The organism is Arthrobacter sp. UC242_113 (assembly GCF_044054585.1).
GTDB lineage: Bacteria > Actinomycetota > Actinomycetes > Actinomycetales > Micrococcaceae > Arthrobacter.
The window spans coordinates 2788112-2806880 of the sequence record NZ_CP171968.1; the positions used below are offsets into that span (position 1 = coordinate 2788112).

General features: G+C 68.1%; 17 protein-coding genes and 1 pseudogene. 8 read left to right on the forward strand and 10 right to left on the reverse strand.

Features of this window, described 5'->3' with window-relative positions; translation table 11 throughout:
* Window positions 1-25: 25 nt before the first annotated feature.
* Together ACHMXB_RS12635 and ACHMXB_RS12640 are read right to left on the reverse strand one after the other, a co-directional pair.
* On the reverse strand, window positions 26-724 hold the full coding sequence (locus ACHMXB_RS12635) for a class I SAM-dependent methyltransferase (RefSeq protein ID WP_395398721.1): 699 nt from the start codon (window positions 722-724) through the stop codon (window positions 26-28).
* The gene (locus ACHMXB_RS12640) at window positions 724-2022 is read right to left on the reverse strand and encodes a glycosyltransferase (RefSeq protein ID WP_395398723.1); all 1299 of its coding nucleotides are present in this window, start codon (window positions 2020-2022) and stop codon (window positions 724-726) included. The genes ACHMXB_RS12635 and ACHMXB_RS12640 overlap by 1 nt, the downstream gene beginning before the upstream one ends.
* Window positions 2023-2226: 204 nt before the next feature.
* Between ACHMXB_RS12640 and ACHMXB_RS12645 the strand changes: the two genes are divergently transcribed.
* Complete coding sequence (locus tag ACHMXB_RS12645; protein WP_395398725.1) at window positions 2227-3132, forward strand: trypsin-like serine protease; 906 nt, start codon at window positions 2227-2229, stop codon at window positions 3130-3132.
* A gap of 257 nt (window positions 3133-3389) precedes the next feature.
* Here ACHMXB_RS12645 and ACHMXB_RS12650 read toward each other — a convergent pair whose 3' ends face one another.
* Window positions 3390-4208, reverse strand: a complete 819-nt coding sequence (locus ACHMXB_RS12650; protein ID WP_395398727.1) for an SGNH/GDSL hydrolase family protein — start codon at window positions 4206-4208, stop codon at window positions 3390-3392.
* A 305-nt stretch (window positions 4209-4513) separates the two neighbouring features.
* Between ACHMXB_RS12650 and ACHMXB_RS12655 the strand changes: the two genes are divergently transcribed.
* The gene (locus ACHMXB_RS12655; protein WP_395398729.1) at window positions 4514-4984 is read left to right on the forward strand and encodes a hypothetical protein; all 471 of its coding nucleotides are present in this window, start codon (window positions 4514-4516) and stop codon (window positions 4982-4984) included.
* A 216-nt stretch (window positions 4985-5200) separates the two neighbouring features.
* Here ACHMXB_RS12655 and ACHMXB_RS12660 read toward each other — a convergent pair whose 3' ends face one another.
* Complete coding sequence (locus ACHMXB_RS12660; protein WP_395398731.1) at window positions 5201-5818, reverse strand: hypothetical protein; 618 nt, start codon at window positions 5816-5818, stop codon at window positions 5201-5203.
* 376 nt (window positions 5819-6194) lie between these two features.
* On the opposite strand from ACHMXB_RS12660, the gene ACHMXB_RS12665 reads away from it, so the two are divergent.
* On the forward strand, window positions 6195-8741 hold the full coding sequence (locus tag ACHMXB_RS12665; protein WP_395398733.1) for a bifunctional lysylphosphatidylglycerol flippase/synthetase MprF: 2547 nt from the start codon (window positions 6195-6197) through the stop codon (window positions 8739-8741).
* An 83-nt stretch (window positions 8742-8824) separates the two neighbouring features.
* Here the strand turns inward: ACHMXB_RS12665 and ACHMXB_RS12670 are convergent, their stop codons facing one another.
* Entirely contained in the window at window positions 8825-9559 is a 735-nt protein-coding gene (locus tag ACHMXB_RS12670) for an SDR family NAD(P)-dependent oxidoreductase (RefSeq protein WP_395398735.1), read from the reverse strand.
* Between the two features lie 256 nt (window positions 9560-9815).
* Here ACHMXB_RS12670 and ACHMXB_RS12675 point away from each other — a divergent pair, with 256 nt between their 5' ends.
* From ACHMXB_RS12675 to ACHMXB_RS12695, 5 genes are all read left to right on the forward strand, one after another.
* Complete coding sequence (locus ACHMXB_RS12675) at window positions 9816-10856, forward strand: NAD(P)-dependent alcohol dehydrogenase (protein WP_395398737.1); 1041 nt, start codon at window positions 9816-9818, stop codon at window positions 10854-10856.
* Between the two features lie 114 nt (window positions 10857-10970).
* Entirely contained in the window at window positions 10971-12275 is a 1305-nt protein-coding gene (locus ACHMXB_RS12680; RefSeq protein ID WP_395398739.1) for an MFS transporter, read from the forward strand.
* A 163-nt stretch (window positions 12276-12438) separates the two neighbouring features.
* Window positions 12439-13479, forward strand: a complete 1041-nt coding sequence (locus tag ACHMXB_RS12685; RefSeq protein WP_395398741.1) for a hypothetical protein — start codon at window positions 12439-12441, stop codon at window positions 13477-13479.
* A gap of 387 nt (window positions 13480-13866) precedes the next feature.
* A complete protein-coding gene (locus ACHMXB_RS12690) occupies window positions 13867-14037 on the forward strand; it encodes a hypothetical protein (RefSeq protein WP_395398743.1) in 171 nt (56 codons plus the stop codon).
* On the forward strand, window positions 14037-14456 hold the full coding sequence (locus ACHMXB_RS12695; RefSeq protein ID WP_395398745.1) for a nuclear transport factor 2 family protein: 420 nt from the start codon (window positions 14037-14039) through the stop codon (window positions 14454-14456). The genes ACHMXB_RS12690 and ACHMXB_RS12695 overlap by 1 nt, the downstream gene beginning before the upstream one ends.
* 15 nt (window positions 14457-14471) lie before the next feature.
* Here ACHMXB_RS12695 and trxB read toward each other — a convergent pair whose 3' ends face one another.
* The 5 genes and pseudogenes from trxB to ACHMXB_RS12720 form a co-directional block, all read right to left on the reverse strand.
* Window positions 14472-15434, reverse strand: coding sequence for a thioredoxin-disulfide reductase (gene trxB, locus ACHMXB_RS12700; protein WP_395405266.1), 963 nt, complete (start codon window positions 15432-15434; stop codon window positions 14472-14474).
* A 117-nt stretch (window positions 15435-15551) separates the two neighbouring features.
* Window positions 15552-15986: an arsenate reductase ArsC gene (locus tag ACHMXB_RS12705; protein ID WP_395398747.1), complete on the reverse strand. Its 435-nt coding sequence runs from the start codon at window positions 15984-15986 to the stop codon at window positions 15552-15554.
* A gap of 99 nt (window positions 15987-16085) precedes the next feature.
* A pseudogene (locus tag ACHMXB_RS12710) lies at window positions 16086-17452 on the reverse strand (FAD-dependent oxidoreductase).
* A gap of 180 nt (window positions 17453-17632) precedes the next feature.
* Window positions 17633-18373: an aquaporin gene (locus tag ACHMXB_RS12715; protein WP_395398749.1), complete on the reverse strand. Its 741-nt coding sequence runs from the start codon at window positions 18371-18373 to the stop codon at window positions 17633-17635.
* Window positions 18370-18720 carry a metalloregulator ArsR/SmtB family transcription factor gene (locus ACHMXB_RS12720; RefSeq protein ID WP_395405268.1) on the reverse strand — a complete coding sequence of 117 codons (351 nt, stop codon included), beginning with the start codon at window positions 18718-18720 and terminating at the stop codon, window positions 18370-18372. The genes ACHMXB_RS12715 and ACHMXB_RS12720 overlap by 4 nt, the downstream gene beginning before the upstream one ends.
* Between the last annotated feature and the right edge of the window lie 49 nt (window positions 18721-18769).

The window sequence follows — 18769 nt, forward strand, 5'->3', positions numbered from 1 at the left end:
CGGTTATCCGGCAGGGGGCCGCTGGTCAGCCGCGCGGTCCCGGGCTGGTGGCGTGGCCGAGGATGTGCGCCACCGGAGGTGTCAGCGACTGGACGGCGAAGCCGAACCGCTGGCTGTCCCGGACGGTGAATCCCGCCGCGGAGATGGCGCCGAGCGTATCCCGGTTGGGGTGGCACCCTCCGGCCAGGCGCTGCCATGCCGGCGTGAGCAGGTCTTCGACGGCGGCCAGGACAGGGCGGTCAGAGCGGACGTGTTCGTAGTAGGCCAGGGTCCCGCCGGGGCGCAGGACTCGCCGGACTTCCGCGAGGACGGCCGCCTGGTCCGCGACGCTGCACAGCACAAGGCTGGCGACGACGGCATCCGCGCTGCCGTCGTCGGCCGGGATCCGCTCGGCTGCAGCCGGTTTCACCGTCACTTTGACGGGGGCGGTAACGGCGCGGTTCCGGGCGAGGCTTCGGAGGTAGTCGTCGGGCTCCAGCGCCAGGACGTGGGTGACTGCGGGCGGGTAGAGCGCAAAGGCGGATCCGTCCCCCGCGCCGATCTCGATCACTGTCCCGTGCAGGCTGGCCAGCATCCGGCGGCGGTGTTCGGTGGCCCCGCGGCGGTTCATCCGTTCGACGGCGCGCGAGTAGGCGCGGGCGAACCGCGGATGCTGGAGGTGCTTCAGTGCACCGCCGCCGGTCAGGTCCCCTTCGCCGTCCATGCCGTTGGCACTCTGGGCCATTACGCGTCCGGCTGGTGCTGTCCCGGTCCACCTACGCGGAGCATCGCTTCCATCTCGTCGATGAGCCCGTCCACGCCGGGGGAAGCGGCAATCGCCGCCCCGATCCGCTGGCTACCGGCGCGGTACCGGCCGTCGCCCAGAACCTTCCGCACGGCGTCGCGGATGGCCTCCGGCTTGGGTCGGCCGGTCTTGAGGTTAATCCCGACGCCGGCCCAGGCCACGCGGGCCGCCCCCTCGGGTTTGTCCTCGGTGTCCCCGGCCACCACGATGGGCACGCCGTTTTCCATGGCGTAATGCAGGCCGCCGTAGCCGCCGTTCGTGACGTAGACGTCCACCTTCGGCAGGAGCTCCGCATCCGGGAGGAATTCGGCGGCGCGGGCGTTGGCCGGGAGCGGCGGAAGCGCCTCGAGCGGGCGGCGGCCGGTGCTGACGACGACGGTCACGTCCTCCCCGGCCAGCGCCTTGAGCGTGGGACCCACCAGAGCCGTGAAGTCCTCGTTGGAGACGGTCCCCTGCGTCACATAAACCACCGGGCGGGAGCCGTCCAGCTCGCCCCACCACTCCGGCTTTCGTGTCACAGAGGCGGAGGCGGCGTGCCGGGACATCGGCCCGAAGAAACGCAGGTTGCCCGGCGCATCCGAGCGCGGGTACTCGAACTCCTCCACGGTGAACTGTGCGATGAGTTCGGTGCGGCGCGCCCAGTCCAGGATGAACAGCCCGTCCAGCCCCACTGCCACCAACTCGCGGGTCAGGGCGTCCACCTGCCGCTGGCTGTCCTTCAGCACCACGTTGGAGACCAGCCAGTTCATTGCCCGGTTCCTCAGGCGTGCGCCCGGTCCCTTGCCTGGCACCAGGCCGGAGCCGTAGGGGGCGCGGTCCCGGCTGGACAGCGTCAGCGGCAGGATGCCGCAGGTGATGATCGGGGGCCGCTTGCTGCGCGGAAGCCGGGACAAGGTGGCGGCGCCCACGAAGGTGACCTCGGCCAGGACCGCGTCCGTCGGTTCGGCAGCGACAGCCGCCGCCAGCGGCAGATACTGGCCGCGGGCAGGCTCGATCACCAACCCGCGGATGCCCTCGCGGATGGCCTGGACGCCGGTGGCCGGGCTGGATTCGGTCGCGTATTCGGCGCCCGGCCCCAGCGGAAGGAACTCGGCCCCGATGGCCTCTACTGCGTCCTGGTAGGCGGGGCCGGTCAGGAACCGCACCCTGTGGCCGCGGTCAATCAGGCGGCGTGCGACTCCGAGCATGGGCGAAACGTGGCCGTCGTGGGGGCCGCTGCAAACGATGACTGCTGACATGGCTGGAGCTTATGGCCTGCGGTGCCCGGAAAATAGGCCTTTGGCCGCTTCACTGGACCCGTGACCTGCGCGCGCCGCGGTACCTGCCCGCGGGTGGTACCTTAAGTCACCGCCACATTCGGGCGGATCGTTGACTGTTTGGCGCCTGCCGGGTACTTCCATGTGCGCGGCCGGCCGTCCGTGCATTAGGAAGCTGGGGCTTGTATGCGCATTTGGAAGAAACTACGCGCGCGCCGCGGCGCCGCCGCAGTGCTGGCCGTCGCTGCAGTGCTGGCCCTGACTACGGCCGTCCCGGCCGGGGCGGTCACGGGCGACTACGCCAAGGACACCGAGCACCCCTTCGTGGGGCTGGTTGTTTTCTACGGTCCCGGCGGCGAGTTCCACCACAGGTGCTCGGGCTCGCTGCTGACACCCACCGTGTTCCTGACCGCAGGCCACTGCACTGCCGTCGGTTCCTCGGCGCGGGTCTACTTCCAGCAGGACGCCGGCGCGGACTGGAGCCCTGAAGCCGTAACGGATCCTGACACCGGCTACCCGGGCCCCTGCGCCGAGGGAACGCTGGGAACGCAGTGCGCGGAGTCGGCCAAACTGTACAACTACGGCTACACCAGCATGGCCGAGGTCCCGGAAACGAAGGACGTCGGCCTGGTGATCCTTAAGCAGCCGATCATGCTCGAGGAATACGCGCGCCTCGCGGCACCGGGGACCCTGGACGCCCTGGCCAGCAGGCGCGGGCAGCAAGAAACAACCTTCACCGTGAGCGGCTACGGAATCTCGGAGGTCAACCCGGTTTCCGACACGTCATTCCGGAAACGGCTCATGGCCGAGTCCAAGCTGACGAACCTCACCAGCGCGAGCGCCGACGGCTACAACATCCAGACCAACGGCAACGGTAAGGGCATGGGCGGCACCTGCACCGCCGACTCCGGCGGGCCACTGTTCTATGGCGGGGTAACGTCCAACATCATCGCCGGCATCACCTCGTTCAACCACAACCGCTACTGCAAGGGAACGAACTTCTCGTACCGCACGGACCGGCAGGATGTGATCGACTGGATCACCAAGACCGCCGGGATCGCGGCCGCGGATATCGTCGGGGGGACGCCGTAGGCCGGGCCGGCGCCCACAAAATTACACATTGTGCATACTGGTTACCTTAGGGTAACTTTTGCAGGGGCGGCATCCGATTCCCCAGGTTGGTAACCGCCCGCGGAGAAGCCCCGCACCATCTCTTCACGAATGGTGCGGGGCTTTTTCGCGTCAGTCCTCGAAGTGTGTGGCCGGGACGGAAAAGTCCAACACGTACGACGGCGGCCGGCCAGCCGCCGTCGTACGCTCACCGGTGCCTCCGCCCGGTTTTCCGGGCGCTACGCCAGGAACTCAGCCACGGCCTTCACCGCGACCGTCCGTACGGCATAAACCGGCGCGAACACGGGCCGCTTCGGCAACAGGGGCGGCGGCGCCGGATGGTCGTGGACACCCGGCAGTGGAACGCGTGGCGGCGTGATGCGCTGCCAGGCCCACGGCAGGAAGTAGGTGCGGGCCCAGGCCAGGTCCCCGGCGCGGGCGTCGCGCCAGTTGCTGTGCGGCAGGGCCTTCGGCTCAAGCGGCTGCAGCGAATGCTGCACCTGCAGGGTGTCCAGCACCTGCATGGCGATGGTGTGGTGGCCCAGCGGCGAGAAGTGCAGCCGGTCCGGGTGCCACATCCGAGGATCCCGCAGTGCGGGTAGCGTCCACAGGTCCACCAGCAGACAGTCGTGCGCGGCGGCGACGATCCGGATGTTCTCGTTGAAGATGGCTATCCGCGAGCGGCTCCGCCCCAGGATTGGGGTGCGGCGCCAGTCCGGCCCGGCGAACAGCATGATGGTGGCGCCGCTGGCACTCAGCCGTTCAACCCCGGCCTCCAGCTTGGCCGCTAGCTTGTCCGGGTCGGTTCGGTGGAACACCATGTCGTTCCCGCCGGCCGACAGCGTGATCAGGTCCGGCTTCAGCTCCATTGCCGGCTCGGTCTGCTGGTCAAGAATCTGGTCCAGCAGCAGGCCACGGATGGCCAGATTGGCGTAGGCAAAGTCTTTCCGCTCAGCGCTGAGCCCCTCTGCCACCCGGTCCGCCCAGCCCCGGAGCCCTCCGGCGCAGCGTTCCTCGGGGTCGCCGACGCCCTCTGTAAACGAATCTCCGATTGCCACATACCGGCTCCAGGGGTGTGGGGCCGTTGCGTCCGCAGCGAAGTTCCGGGGTCCAAAGTGGCCGATGTTTTTCATCGCCTCGTCCTCTCCCTTGCGCCCCTGGCGCGGTACGCCTGTGGCGTTATCCAAGGAACGTCCGAGCCGCGCGGGAAATTCCTGAAAAGTTCCTCCTTTTGTGAAATATTTCCGCCGGCGTTGGTGGGCGGACAACGGAGGGCAACCACCGGACCCACCCATAGGCCGTCGGCTCCCCCGGTGTTAGATTCAAGGCACCTGCGCCCCTCTGACCTGCAAGGAGTCTCCAAATGCTGATCGGCGGCCTTCCGGCTCACATTCTCCTGATCCACGGCGTCGTCGTCTTCGGGCCGCTCGCCGGCCTGGGCGCCGTCGTCTACGGACTGGCCGGCCGGACCCGCCGGTATCTCGCCTGGCCGCTGGGCGTGCTGGCACTGATCCTTGCCCCGATGGCGCTCATCACCGCGCAAACCGGTGAGCAGCTGCAGGAGACCCGGGGCGCCACCGACGCGATCCAGGCCCACGCCCGGCAGGGCGACATCCTGAAGATCGCCGCCGTCGTCTTCTTCTTTGTTGTGGTGCTGCTGCTGGCCGCGACGTTCGCGCCGCTGGCCGAGCGGATCCCGGCGCTGGCTTCACTCCAGCGCTCCCGTCCGGCCCGCATCGCAGCCCTTACCCTGGGCGTGCTCGCCGGGCTCTTCGTCATCTACCAGAGCGTGATCACCGGGCATTCCGGCTCGTTCTCCGTCTGGGGCGGGTAGCTGGACGGCATTCAGCAGCCGTCCAGCGGGTCCCCAAGGTGGCCCCAGCTTTCCCCAAGGCAGGCAGGACAGAGTTGTCTCACTAGCAGAGGCCGGCTATCACGGGGCAATTGATGGCAGGTTCAGGCGCCGGGCCCGAAATGTCCCCCATGCATTCTGGGCCCGGCGGAAAGGCTACATCCCCTGCCCAATTGCTGCCACGTGGGCCTTTGGTTTTCAGTCCGCGGCCCAGCGGCGGAGTGTGCTGTTGATCAATCCGATGAGGACGGCCGTCCACCAGCAGGCCTGCGAGATGCTGAGCGCGACCATGAGCCGGAGCCGCAGCCTGCGGCCGAGTTCCCCGAAGCGGGTGTGGGCGGGTAGCGCCAGTAGCTGGTGCATGGCCGGGGCGATGCTCAGGCCGTTGAGCATGAGCACCAGGACACAGGCGAGTTTGATGACGGTGACCGGATTGGTCAGGTCGGGGTCGATCAGGGCGCCTGACACCAGCAGCAGCGCGAGCCCTCCCCAGATGAGCGGCTTCGCAGCCGCCTCCAGCTTTCCGGATTCGTGCATCTGCACCTTGCCCAGCAGCCACAGCAGGCCCAGCCAGTCCACCACCAGAATGGTGCCGAAGGACAGCACGAGGGCAAGGATGTGGACGGCGAGCCCGATCCGGTGCAGCTCCGGCCCGCACTCCGCATAGTGACCAACGAGCAACGAGGCCGCCCACCCTGCCGTGCACAGGGCTGCGAGCAGAACCAGGCGGACTCTTTGCTTCTTCCTGTTGGGCGAGGTCTCTGTGGGCTGCGTTCTGTTTTCGGGGGGCGCCGGGGCAGGTGCGGCTGGGGACATGATGATGCCTTTCAAGGGGACGCCGGCGTCGCCACCGGCGGGCGGCCCGCCGTGCGGCGATGCGCGGCCGGGCATGCGAGGGGAGAGTGATCGTGCGCTGGTTAGGTAAACCTAAATTGGGAGATTACAGGCCTCGATCGAAATTAGGCAAACAAAATGTTCGCTAATTTCTCCACCGGTTTTCCTAAGTGCTTGGCACGCCCGGCTTGCCGTTTCCCCGATTACCAAAAAGGGCCGCTCGTCCGGGCTTCGAAGCGGCCCTTTTCGGTAAGGCGGTGACACTGACGACTCCGCGAGCGGCCCTTTTCGGTAAAACGGCGACCTCGGGGCGGCGTGTGGAACAATCGAATAGCCCTTTGAAAGGAGCCCTCCACCCATGCGGCAACCGGACCCGGGACGACGAGTACCGGTCGGCCACCGGTCGCCAGCTGGGTGGGCGCGGGCGCTGCGCGGCTCCCCCGCCACCCTCACTTTCGTTGTTCTCTTCTGGGGCACGGGTGCTTTGTCCGCCAGCCTCCGCTCCGGGCCGCCGTCGTTCCTTCTGCCCCACGTTGCTGTCACTTCGCGTTCGCTGCCGGACCATTGGTATGCCCTGCTGCTCTCCGCCTTCTGGGAGCGGGACCTGGCCGGATACATCGTGGGCACGCTGGTGGTGCTCCTAGCCGGGCTCCCGCTGGAACGCCGCCTGGGGTCGGTACGTTTCACCTTGGCCGCGATCGGCGGGCACGTGCTCGGAATCCTGGCGACGCTCGGGTTCCTCGCCGCCGCCCGCGGCCTGATGGGGAGCTGGATCCGCGACCTGAGCGGGCACCTCTTTCTGGGACCGAGCGCCCTGGCCTGCGCGGCCGCCATGGCTGCCACCGCTTCCCTCTCCACCCTGTGGCGCCGCCGGATCCGCGTGGTTCTCCTCGCCGTCCTGCTGCTGTTTGCGATGTACGCCGGCGGATTCGAGGACCTGGTCCGGCTCGGGGCGGCCGTGGCGGGAGGGCTGCTGGGCCCGGTGCTGCTGGGCCGCCGGCCGCGCTTCGGCAGGCCCACCGTCTCCCGGCACGAGGCCCGGATCCTGGTGGCACTGCTCCTGACTGTAGCGGCAATCGGACCGGTGGTGGCTGGTCTGGCGCCGCACGCCGTCGGACCGCTCTCGGTGCTCAAGTTCCTGTTCACCAACATCCAGCCGGTGGACCCCGCAACACTGCAGGCATCCTGCTCCCGCCCAGCCGGCCTCAGGGACTGCGCCGCCGCCCAGCTGCAACTGCGGGCCGGGGCGGGCGGAATCTTCATGGCCATTCTGCCGTCGTTCCTGCTGCTCCTGTTCGCGGACGGCCTGCGGCGGGGACGGCGGTTCGCCTGGGCGGGCGCGCTCCTGATCCAGGCGTCGCTGTCCCTGCTGGCTGCCGTCACCATCGCCGGCGTGCTGCTGCCGCCGCCGGGTTCGGCCGCCCGCGAGGGTGTGGGCGGGATTGAGCTTTCGGGCTACTCGCACCCGCTCAGCCTGGTGCTGCCGATGCTGGTCCCGGTCCTCCTGACAGTGCTCCTGCTGGCAGGCCGGAACCTGTTCCCGGTGCAGGCTCCGCGCGGAACGTACCTGCGGCTGGCGCGCCGGGTGGTCATTGCTCTGATTGTGCTGAGCCTCGCCCATGTGGGCCTGGGCCTGGTTTTGGCGGATGGTTTCACCCCCGTGCCCGGCCCGCCTCAGCTTCTGGCCGACGTCCCGGACAGGTTCCTGCCCCTGGGCTTCCTGGTGGACCGCTCACCGGCGTTCTTCCCCGAAAGCACCGCCGCCGTCGTCCTTTACGAGAGCACCGGCGTCGTATTCTGGGCGTGGACCGGAGCACTACTGCTCCGGACGTTCCTGCGTCCGGCCCACGGCCGGCACAGCGCGGACGAGGAGCGGGCCCGGCACATCCTCAAGTCGCACGGCGGCGGCTCGCTCTCCTGGATGACCACGTGGAGCGGGAACAGCTACTGGTTCACCGGTTCGAGCTTCATCGCATACCGCGTGCACAACGGGGTGGCCGTGGCGCTCGGGCCGCCCGTTGGTCCGCCAGCCGGCCGGGAAGCCGCGTTCAGGGAGTTCGCCCGTCACTGCCAATTCAACGGGTGGACGCCGTGCTTCTACTTCGTGCCCGACGAGCTCCGCGGCCTGGCCGGGTCGCTGGGCTGGGGCTCGGTGCAGGTGGCGCAGGAAACCGTGTTGCGGCTGGATGAGGTATCCTTCCGCGGCAAGAAGTTCCAGGACATCCGCACGGCGCTGAACCGGGCGGCGAAGGCAGGCATCCGCGCGGAGTGGACCACGTTTGCCCAGGCGCCCCTTGCTGTCCAGGCACAGATCGAAGCCATCTCAGAGGAGTGGGTGGCGGACAAGAAGGTCCCCGAGATGGGCTTCACGCTGGGCAGCCTGGACGAACTCGACGACCCCGAGGTCCGCTGCCTGCTCGCGATCGACGCCGACCACACCGTGCACGCGGTGGCGTCGTGGCTGCCGGTGTACCGCAACGGATATGTGGTGGGGTGGACGCTCGACTTCATGCGGCGCCGCGGCGACGGCTTCCGGGCGAGCATCGACTTCCTCATCGCGTCGGCCGCGCTGAGCCTGCAGGACGAGGGCTGCGAATTCATGAGCCTGTCCGGTGCCCCGCTGGCGCGGGTGCCAGCTTCGTCCGTTGCTGCCTCAGCCGACGCAAACGGCGCCCTGGACCGGATGCTCGACTGGCTCGGCGCAGCGCTGGAACCGGTATACGGCTTCCGGTCCCTGCTGGCGTTCAAGGCCAAGTTCAAGCCGGACTACGAGCCCATGTATCTGCTGTATCCGGATGCGGCCGCCCTGCCCGCGATCGCCAACGCCATCACCCGGGCGTACCTGCCGTCGATCAACCTGGGCCAGGGCCTGACCCTGGTGCGCGGCCTCCTCACCCGCCGCTGACCCGCCACCCAACTAGGTAGCAGATCAGGGCGTTCCCAGCGCTGAGAACGCCCTCAGCTGCTACCTAGTTGGGCTCACGGGCGCTACCGCAGTGCGAAGCCCGTGTGCCGTTCCAGCGCGTCGAGCAGCTCAGTCTGGAACGCCTTGTCCTTAACGGCCGGATGGGGTTCCCGGCGCTGCTGGTGGAACCAGTACCCTCCGGACACGTGGTCGTCAGCGGCGTCCCGGGTGGCCAGCCAGACCTGCGTGACGTGCCCCAGCTCCAGGTCATCTGGCGCGCTGCGTCCGCCCATCCGGGTGGGCACCCAGCCCGGATCGACGGCGTTGCTTTCGACGTCGGGCCAGCGCTCGGCAACCGCGGCCGCGAGCGCCGTGACGTACAGCTTGCTGTCCGAGTAGGCCGCCGGCCGCCTGGCCGCGTTGGTCCAGTCGATGCCCTGAAGGTCAGGAGTGCCGGAACGGTGCATGCCGCTGCTGATGTACACAATGCGCCGGGGCCGGGCCATGAGCGCGGTCATGATGTACGGCGCGACGGTGTTCACCGCAAAGATCCGGTTGCCGCTGTACACGCCGGCGTTGTGGATGACGGTATCGAACGGGCCAAACTGCTCGACCCGTTCTGCCACCCGTGCCGTCTCGGTAAGGTCGGCCAGATCTCCAACGACGGTCTCCACAGCCTGGTCCCTGACCGCGCCGGAGTTCGTGAAGCGCGACTCATCCCTGGCGTGCAGCACCACTTCGTGGCCCTGCTGGAGCAGCGCCCGGGCAGCATTCAGGCCGAGCCCGCCGGCAGAGCCGGTGATGAATATTCTCGCCACTGTTTCACAGTAGCCGGGGCGGCCCAGCGCCTGGCAGGCACTGACAGGGCCTCCCTCCGCAGCCGAGGCCTCAGTAGGCTGGATATGAACCAATCCCGTGCTGTCCGCCACAGTCGGGAAGAGACTTGGGGGTCCCTGTGGTTACCCCTTTCAGCAGGGTCTGCCTCACGCCACGGCGATGGGGTTTAGTAGATGAAAGAAACGGCCGATCCCGTCATCTGCGGCCCGTTCCACCACACCGACAAACAGGAGAACTATGCCTACCGTCAACGCTTACGCCGCGCCCTCCGCTTCCGAGGACCTCATCCCCACCACCATCGAACGCCGTGAAGTGGGCCCGCGCGACGTCCTCATCGAAATCAAGTTCGCCGGCATCTGCCACTCCGACATCCACACCGTCCGCGGCGACTGGGGCCCGCAGCAGTACCCGCTCGCACCCGGCCACGAAATCGCCGGCTTCGTCACCGAGGTCGGCTCCGAGGTCACCCGCCACAAGGTTGGCGACCGGGTGGGCGTCGGCTGCATGGTCAACTCCTGCAAGGAGTGCGCCAACTGCCTGGCCGGCGAGGAGCAGTACTGCCTCAAGGGAATGACCGGCACGTACGGCGCCGTTGACCGCGACGGCACCATCACCCAGGGCGGCTACTCCACGCACGTGGTGGTAACCGAGGACTTCGTCGTCACCATTCCCGAGGGCATTGAGCTCGACGTCGCCGCTCCCCTGCTGTGCGCCGGCATCACCACCTTCTCCCCGCTGAAGCGCTGGGGCGCCGGCCCCGGCAAGAAGGTCGCAATCGTCGGCCTCGGCGGACTTGGCCACATGGCCGTCAAGCTGGCGCACGCCATGGGCGCCGAGGTCACCGTGCTGTCCCAGTCCCTCAAGAAGCAGGAAGACGGACTGCGCCTGGGCGCGGACCACTACTACGCCACGAGCGACGCCGGCACCTTCGAGACCCTCGCCGGCAGCTTCGACCTGATCATCAACACGGTCAGCGCCTCGATTGACATCAGCTCCTACCTGCAGCTGCTGTCCCTCGGCGGCACGCTGGTCAACGTCGGTGCCCCGGCCGAGCCGCTCCCGGTCAACGCGTTTGCGCTGATCGGCGGACGCCGCGCCTTCGCCGGTTCCATGATCGGCGGCATCCGCGAAACCCAGGAGATGCTCGACTTCTGCGCCGAACACGGTATCGGCGCCGAGATCGAGGTCATCCCGGCCAGCAAGATCAACGAAGCCTACGAACGCGTCCTCGCCTCGGACGTGCGCTACCGCTTCGTGATCGACACCGCCACCCTCTAAGGCGATAAACGCCCGACGGCGGGCCGGTCCCTTAAGGGGGCCGGCCCGCCGTCGTCCGTTCCACCCGGGGCAGCGGACAGACGACACCAATTACGAAACTTTTCAGGAACATACGTGACCCAAGAACTCTCCGGCTCCGAAACACCGACGCAGACCCCGCACAGTGAATCAGCCACCCGCTCCGGTGCATCCAATCCACCGGCCGGCACCGCACGCATTCCACGGGCGGGCCTGCTCATCCTGGCCATGGCCGGGTTCACCGCCGTCACCACCGAGCTCCTGCCATCGGGGCTTCTCCCCCAGATCAGCCGCGAGCTGGGCGTGGAGGAATCGGCCGTCGGCTCGCTGACCGCCGCCTACGCCGCCGTCATCGTCATCACGGCACTCCCTTTGTCGAGGTTCCTCGGCGCGCGGATGCCACGCAAGACCCTGCTGATCGTGACGGTGCTGGCCTTCGCGCTGAGCAACGTGCTGCTGGCCGCCAGCCCCAACCTGGGCCTGGCCATTGCCGCCAGGCTCCTTGGCGGCGTGGCCCACGGCCTGCTGTGGTCCAGCATGGCCCCTTATGTTGCACGGATCGTGCCGGCGCATTCTGTGGGCAAGGCCATGGCCATCGTGTTCAGCGGCAACAGCTTCGCCCTCGCGGTTGGAGCACCGCTCGGGACGATGATGGGGTCCGTGCTGTCCTGGCGCGCCTCTTTCCTTGTGCTGGCCGGCGTCGCGGCTCTTCTCGCTTTGCTGGCCATCAAGCTGCTGCCCCCGGCTTCCGAGGCCGACCGGGACTCGGCACCGTCAATGCGCGCAGCCATGGCGTTGCCCGGGGTCATCGCCGTCGCGACCGCCTGGCCGCTGCTGCTCCTGGGCCACTTCGCCCTGTTCACCTACATCGCCCCGTTCATCCTGGCCGCGGGCCTGCCGGACACCGCCACCGGCATCTCGCTCTCCGTCATCGGCGTCGCCAGCCTGGTGGGGATCTGGATTGCCGGGCTAACGGCGGACGCCCGTCCGCGCGGCTCCGTCCTGACCGGGGTGGCGCTGCTCCTGGCCAGCTTCGCCCTCCTGCCCGCGCTCGGCGGCACGTGGACCGGGGCACTCGCGCTCCTGACCCTGTGGGGCATCACCTTCGGCGCGACCGGCATCTACAACCAGGCGGCGATCCTCCGCGCGGGCGGGGAGCACAAGGATGCCGCCAACGGGCTTGCCGTGGTGACCATCCAGCTGGGCATCGCCGTCGGTGCGGCGTACGGTGCCCTGGCCCTGAACACCGTCGGCGCGCTGCTGGTGCCACTCGCGGCGGCAGTTCCGCTGGCTGTGGCGCTGGTGATCATCTTCGCCAGCCGCCACCGCGGCTACCCGGCCGGTCCCCGCGAGGTTCGCCTGTCCCGCTCACCCAAGCAACTCTCCCGTTCACCCAAGTAACTCGCAGTTATTGTCGTTTTGAGCGCTGAAAACGACAACAACTGCGAGCCAGTTGTTGCTGCGGCAAACTCTTGCGCAGATCCTGTGGCTAAAGTGCCCCCGTCTTGAGTCTGGTGCTGCACGATCCTTTCACAGCATCGTGTGGCGTCAATGAGGAGGTCCCATGGATTCGGTGCAGCGGAGCAGCCGGCTGGAAACGGAAGCCGTAGGCGCCTTCTGGCGGTGGTGGTCCGTAGCGGGAGCCGGCCTGATCACGGCAGCCGTCATGAGCGGCGTTTACGGCGACCTCCCGGAAATCATCGGCGCCATGGTGATGGCGATCCACCCCGAGCTGCGGTGGGAGACCGGCCCGGGTAAACGATCGCAGCACCGGCTCTGCGTCACCGGCGGCGGCGACCCCCGGCTGCGCGTCCTGGCCGAGCGGTGGCAGCGCGCGGCACCTGCGTCCACCGAGAACTGGGAATTCGCCGCAGCCAGGGAGCCTCAACCCGGCATGCTCACTGGCACCCTCGAAGGCCTGGCGCAACCCGTGGACCTGGGGCTGGCTCGGATTGCGGTTGACTGGGACAACCGAAGCGCCCTGGCCGAACTGACGGTTTTCCACCCCGCTTTCAAGGCAATGAGCACCAAGGACTGCCGCCAGGCGGGCCGCCTGCTGGTGGACTGGCTGATCGGCGAGGACGATGTCCAGCGGTGGGTCGGCGCCATCAACGTGGCCCGGACCGATCCCAGCGACAGCCAGCCAGCCGCCGTCGTGCCTGAATTTTTCCAGGGGGTGGCCGCCCGGAACTCGGATCCCCGCTGGACGATGCGGGAGGCCAAAACGTCCTCGGGTAAGCGTGTGATTGTCTGCGCTTTGAGGCCCCTGCGATGGATCGATCACCCGCTCCTGGACCTGCACACGGCTGTCCGGATCAGCTACCGGCGGACCGGGAGGGACGGACTGCCGGACGATGGCCTGCCGGACGGGGAAGCACTGCTCGGACTGCTCCATCTCGAAAAGGACCTGGACGAGGTGCTCGGGTCCCGCGGCACGCTGGTGGCCTCAGAGACGTCCAACGGACACCGCGTCCTGCACTACTACAGCGACTCGGAGGACCAGAACGGACGTGACAGCTTCGACCGCTTCGCCCGGGCCCGGCAAGAAGTCCAGGTGGCCCACTCCAGCGATCCGGGGTGGGCCCGGGTGCAGAAATTTATCTAGGGCATACGAACGGCAGCCGGATCCGGGTTCTGGGGGGAATGCTCGCGGGTCCGGCTGCCATGCCCCGCTGGGTTCGAACTGGCGCGTTCCGCCGTCGGGGACACGATGATTTTGGGCGCCCGGACTTGGAAAAAGCATGGACGATAGGCCAGTCGTCGTGCCTCCGGCCACCAGATCTAGGGGGTAGCATTCAAGCGCCAACTACCACTTCTCTTTTGGCCGAGGCCGGACGATAATTAAAGCGATCACCGGAGCTGGGCCGGCGGCGGTGTCGCCTGTCTGAGACCAAGGCGGCCCCCCCAGCCGCCGCCGTCCCTTATTTTCAGCCGCCGCCCTTCAAACCCTGCCGTCCTCGACAGGCGCACTACTGCGTCCTATGGTGATGAAATGAGCGATGCTCCAGCGGACGATGCTCCGGCTCCGGACAAGGACAAAAGCACCAGGGACAGCCTGGCCGACGCACTTTCCCCCGTCATCGCCCCTGAAAATACCGACGAGGAACGCCTCAAGGAGCCCGGGTCCGACCACGCGGCGGAGGAGCGGGAAGCGGCGGACTGATGAGCGAGGTTGTAAACAGCCTGGCGGCGGCACTGGATGCCCACGACCTTGAGGCGGCCGCCGCGCTGTTCCATCATGACTACCGCAGCAGTCAGCCTGCCCACCCAGGCAGGGCCTTCGTTGGCCGTGCCCAGATGCATGCGAACTGGCAGGCAATATTCGCCGGGATTCCCGACATCCACACCGAGCTGGTTGGTTCCGTCGATGACGGGAACACCACATGGAGCGAATGGGACTGGACCGGAAACCGCGCAGACGGGCAGCGGTTCCGCGCCCGTGGAGTCATCCTCTTCGAAATCAGCGGAGGCCAGATAACGGCGGGCCGGCTCTATATGGAGGAACTCGAAAACGCCGAGGAAGGCATCGAGGCAGCCGTGCACTCCATGTCCGGGCGGACGCCGGACAAACCACAGGACTGACGCGGGCTGCCAGGCTCAGGCGTGGGTGGGCTCCTCCACCAGCGCCGTGGCAATGCTGTCGGCATCCTCCAGCGCGGCGAGGTAACGCTCGGCGTCGAGGGCCGCCGCGCATCCGGTTCCGGCGGCGGTAATGGCCTGCCGGTAGCGGTGGTCCACGGCGTCCCCGCAGGCGAACACGCCGCTCAGGTTGGTGCACGTGGTGGGCGAATCAACCTTGATGTACCCCTCGCCGTCGAGTTCCACCTGCCCGGCCACCAGCTCGGTGCGCGGCACGTGCCCGATCGCCACGAAGAGCCCGGTGGCGGGCTGCTGCCGGGTTTCGCCGCTGCGCGTGTCCGTCAGCGTGACGCCGCTGACCTTGCCGTCGCCGTGGATGGCCGTGACGGCCGAGTTCCAGGCGAACGTGATCTTCGGGTTGTTCTTGGCGCGCTGCGCCATGATCCGGGAGGCGCGCAGCTCGCCCTTGCGGACGACGACGGTCACGGACTTCCCGAAACGGGTCAGGAAGGTGGCCTCCTCCATGGCGGAATCGCCGCCGCCCACCACCATGATGTCCTGGTCGCGGAAGAAGAAACCGTCGCAGGTGGCACACCAGGAGACGCCGTGGCCGCTGAATTTCTTCTCCTCGGCCAGCCCGAGTTCCTTGTACGCGGAGCCGGTGGCCAGGATGACAGCAGGGGCCTGGTACGTCTCGCCGGCACCGGTGACCACGCGCTTGAGGTGGCCTTTGAGCTGAACCTGGGTGGCGTCGTCGAACACCACCTGCGCGCCGAACTTCTCCGCCTGCTGCTGCAGGCCGTCCATGAGCTCCGGGCCCTGGACGCCCTCCGGGAAGCCCGGGAAGTTCTCCACCTCGGTGGTGTTCATCAGCGCGCCGCCGGCCGTGACCGAGCCCGCCAGGACCAGCGGCTTCAGGCCCGCCCGCGCCGCGTAGATGGCCGCGGTGTAGCCGGCGGGGCCGGACCCGATGATGATCAGCTGCTCGGTGCTGACCTTGTCAGCGCCGGTGGTGACTTTTTCAGGGACGGCGTCCTCCGGTTTGGCGTTCTTGCTCACTGCTGGCTCCTTCTCTTCGGGCTCATTCACGGAAAGCTGTTACTGGGCGTCGACGTGGCGGGCGGGCAGCAGCTCGGTGACCAGGGCTTCGATGCGGGTGTGGATCTCGTCGCGGATGGGGCGCACGGCCTCGATGCCCTGGCCCGCGGGGTCCTCCAGCACCCAGTCCTCGTAGCGCTTGCCCGGGAAGTACGGGCACTCGTCGCCGCAGCCCATGGTGATCACGACGTCGGACTCCTTGACCGCCTCGGTGGTGAGGATCTTGGGGACCTCGGCGGACATGTCGATGCCGACCTCGGCCATGGCCTTCACGGCGGCCGGGTTCACTGCCTCCGCGGGCTGCGAGCCGGCTGAGCGCACCTCGATCGCGCCCCGGGACAGGCTGGTGAGGAACGCGGCGGCCATCTGGGACCGGCCGGCGTTGTGCACGCAGACGAACAGGACGGAGGGCTTCTTGGCGGGGTCAGCGGTCATGGTGTTCTCCTAGGTTGGTGGTCTGTAGGGCGGGATTGCGGAAAATAGCGCATGCCTGCCCACAGCGCCGCTTACATAAGTGCAACAAGAGCAGGCAGTTCAATCAAGGGCCCGGTCAGGGGCAGTGCGGCCGTGACGGAGTCCGGTACTGAAACCGATGGGTTCCGGTTCGGGTTCGGACAAGCCGCAGGAGTCGCCGTTGTCAGCGCCGGCGGCCGGGATGCCGGTCGAGCAGACGCCGGTTTCGGGCAGTTCAAGTTCGACGGCGTCCGCGGCCTCGGCGTCCCCGGCGAGGGCAGCGGCGATGGAGCGGACCTGTTCATAGCCGGTGGCCATCAGGAAGGTGGGGGCGCGGCCGTAGGACTTCATGCCGGCCAGATAGAAATCCTTTTCCGGCTGGGCCAGGAGTTTGGCTCCGTGCGGCTGGACCGTGCCGCAGCTGTGGAAGTCCGGATCGATGAGCGGGCCGATGGCCCGGGCGCATCAACCGCCGGATCGAGGTCCAGCCTGAGTTCGGACAGCATGGACAGGTCCGGACGGAAGCCGGTGGCAGGAATGACCCTGTCGGCCTGCACGGCGCGGCCGTCCGCGGCATGCACCCGCAGCGAGGTCCCATCGAGGATGTCAACGCGGTCGGTATGAAAACCGGTCAGGAGCTCGACAGAGCCGGTGTCGACGGCGGTGCGGAGCCTGGCGCCGAGCTGTCCCCTGGCGGGCAGCTGGTCGGCGTCGCCGCCGCCATACGCGCGGGAAGGACCGGCCGCGCGGATGGCCCACAGCACCTCGGTTCCGGGGTTGGTCCTGGCAAGGCGGGCAAGGTCCAGGACCATATTCGCCGCCGAGTGGCCGGACCCGACGACGAGCGTCCGCCGGCCAGCGAATCCGTCACGTTCGACGTCGGGCAGGGGCCCCGTGATCAGGCCCGCCGCGCGTGCCTCCGGCTCGCCCGTGGCCGGCAGACCGGAGGTGCCCAGCGGCGCCGGGGTGGTCCAGGTCCCGGAGGTATCGACGACGGCCCGCGCCAGGAGCTCCTGCGTTCCGCCTCCTGCGGTGCTGACGCGGAGCAGGAAGGGCGTTTGTTCGCGGCCGGCGCTGCGGCCCTTGTCCAGGTTCCGTCTGGTGATCGCGAGGACCTTTATTCCGGTGCGGATGCGTCCGGAGAGTTCCGGAGTTGCAGCCAGGGGTTCGAGATAGTCGGAAACGACCTGCGCCCCGTGCGGGAGTGCGGTGGGGCGGGGCGCTTCCCAGCCGTGGCGCTCCAGCAGCCGCACGGCGGCGGCGTCGACGTTGTATCGCCAGGTGGAAAACACGCGGACATGGCCCCATTCCCGGATAGCAGCACCCACCGCCGGCCCGGCCTCGAGCACGAGCGGTTCCAGGCCGCGTTCGAGCAGGTGCGCTGCGGCGGCCAGGCCCACCGGCCCGCCTCCGACCACGGCGACCGGGAGGGATTCCAGTGCTGTCATGCTGTCCTCGTTTCGTGTGTTCATTCGGCCATGAGGGCCGTTGTGTGGCCTGCCCGTCGTGTTGGCGGGCAGGCGCGTGGATGTTCTGGTGTGCCGGAGCGGTCAGCAGCAGTCCTGGCCGTCCTCGCAGCACTCGTCGTCGCAGCAGCCGGTGCTCATCCCTTCACCCCCTCCCCTTTGCTAGCGGGATTGGTCTTTGGCCAGCGGGTACTCGTTGGCCGGCTCATCGTGGGCCGGCAAAAGGTTGGCGCGCGCAAGCGCTGCCGGCGCCGGATACAGGACACGCACCAGCACGAACCCCACGGCACCGCCGAGCAGCTGGGCCAGGATGAAGGCGGGCGCCGACGCCGGGGCGATGCCCGCGAAGGTGTCCGTGACGGTCCGGGCGGCGGTCACGGCCGGGTTGGCGAAGCTGGTGGAACTGGTGAACCAGTAGGCCGCGGTGATGTAGCCGCCGACGGCGAAGGCAACCCGGTCCGCCCGGCCCGAGCGGAGGGTGCCGAACACGATGACCAGCAGCCCCGCCGTGGCGATGACTTCGCCCAGCCAAAGCCCGGCGCCAATCCGTTCATGGCTTGAGAATGTCACGGCGTCCAGCCCGAACATCAGGTTGGCCAGGACGGTGCCGGCCAGGCCGCCCGCGAACTGGGCCGCGATCAGTCCCGCCGCGGTCCGGGTGTCCAGCACGCCCAGCAGCCGCTCGGCCAGGGTCACCACCGGATTGAACGACGCCGAAACCGGCTGGAGCGCCACGATCAGCGCGACCAGTGCCGCGCCTGTGGCGAAACTGTTCTGCAAAAGCTGCAGCCCGACGTCGTCCGGTGACAGCCGTGACGCCATCACGCCGGAGCCGACGACGGCCATGACCAGAAATGCTGTACCGGTGAACTCGGCTGCCGCGCGGCGTGCCAGCGTGCTCATTTGCTCTGGCCCCCGATCAAGGTGGCAAGGTTCGCCAGGGCGTCGGTCCGCGCCCGGTAGTACACCCATACCCCGCGCTTTTCCCGCTCCAAGAGGCCGGCTGCGTGAAGGATCTTCAGGTGGTGGCTAATGGTGGGCTGCGAGAGATCGAAGGCGCCGTTCAGGTCGCAGACGCAGGCCTCCCCGCCCTCATGCGAGGCCACCAGCGACATCAGCCGCAGCCGCACCGGGTCCGCCAGCGCCTTGAGCAGCGGCGCAATGCCTTCCGCCTCGGACGCAGACAAGGGTTCCCTGGACAGCGGCGAACAGCAGGCAACCGTCTGGACCGGCGTGAGTTCCAAATTCATAGACACACGTAAATATTTACACTCATCTATGTCTTAAGCAAGGCCGTCT

What these genes read in the sequence shown, in the direction of transcription:
- ACHMXB_RS12685 (WP_395398741.1), top strand. Translation starts at nt 12,439, where the DNA reads ATGGATTCGGTGCAGCGGAGCAGCCGGCTGGAAACGGAAGCCGTAGGC.
- ACHMXB_RS12690 (WP_395398743.1), top strand. Translation starts at nt 13,867, where the DNA reads ATGAGCGATGCTCCAGCGGACGATGCTCCGGCTCCGGACAAGGACAAA.
- ACHMXB_RS12665 (WP_395398733.1), top strand. Translation starts at nt 6,195, where the DNA reads ATGCGGCAACCGGACCCGGGACGACGAGTACCGGTCGGCCACCGGTCG.
- ACHMXB_RS12660 (WP_395398731.1), bottom strand. Translation starts at nt 5,818, where the DNA reads ATGTCCCCAGCCGCACCTGCCCCGGCGCCCCCCGAAAACAGAACGCAG.
- ACHMXB_RS12655 (WP_395398729.1), top strand. Translation starts at nt 4,514, where the DNA reads ATGCTGATCGGCGGCCTTCCGGCTCACATTCTCCTGATCCACGGCGTC.
- ACHMXB_RS12720 (WP_395405268.1), bottom strand. Translation starts at nt 18,720, where the DNA reads ATGAATTTGGAACTCACGCCGGTCCAGACGGTTGCCTGCTGTTCGCCG.
- ACHMXB_RS12705 (WP_395398747.1), bottom strand. Translation starts at nt 15,986, where the DNA reads ATGACCGCTGACCCCGCCAAGAAGCCCTCCGTCCTGTTCGTCTGCGTG.
- ACHMXB_RS12675 (WP_395398737.1), top strand. Translation starts at nt 9,816, where the DNA reads ATGCCTACCGTCAACGCTTACGCCGCGCCCTCCGCTTCCGAGGACCTC.
- ACHMXB_RS12640 (WP_395398723.1), bottom strand. Translation starts at nt 2,022, where the DNA reads ATGTCAGCAGTCATCGTTTGCAGCGGCCCCCACGACGGCCACGTTTCG.
- ACHMXB_RS12715 (WP_395398749.1), bottom strand. Translation starts at nt 18,373, where the DNA reads ATGAGCACGCTGGCACGCCGCGCGGCAGCCGAGTTCACCGGTACAGCA.
- ACHMXB_RS12695 (WP_395398745.1), top strand. Translation starts at nt 14,037, where the DNA reads ATGAGCGAGGTTGTAAACAGCCTGGCGGCGGCACTGGATGCCCACGAC.
- ACHMXB_RS12635 (WP_395398721.1), bottom strand. Translation starts at nt 724, where the DNA reads ATGGCCCAGAGTGCCAACGGCATGGACGGCGAAGGGGACCTGACCGGC.
- ACHMXB_RS12645 (WP_395398725.1), top strand. Translation starts at nt 2,227, where the DNA reads ATGCGCATTTGGAAGAAACTACGCGCGCGCCGCGGCGCCGCCGCAGTG.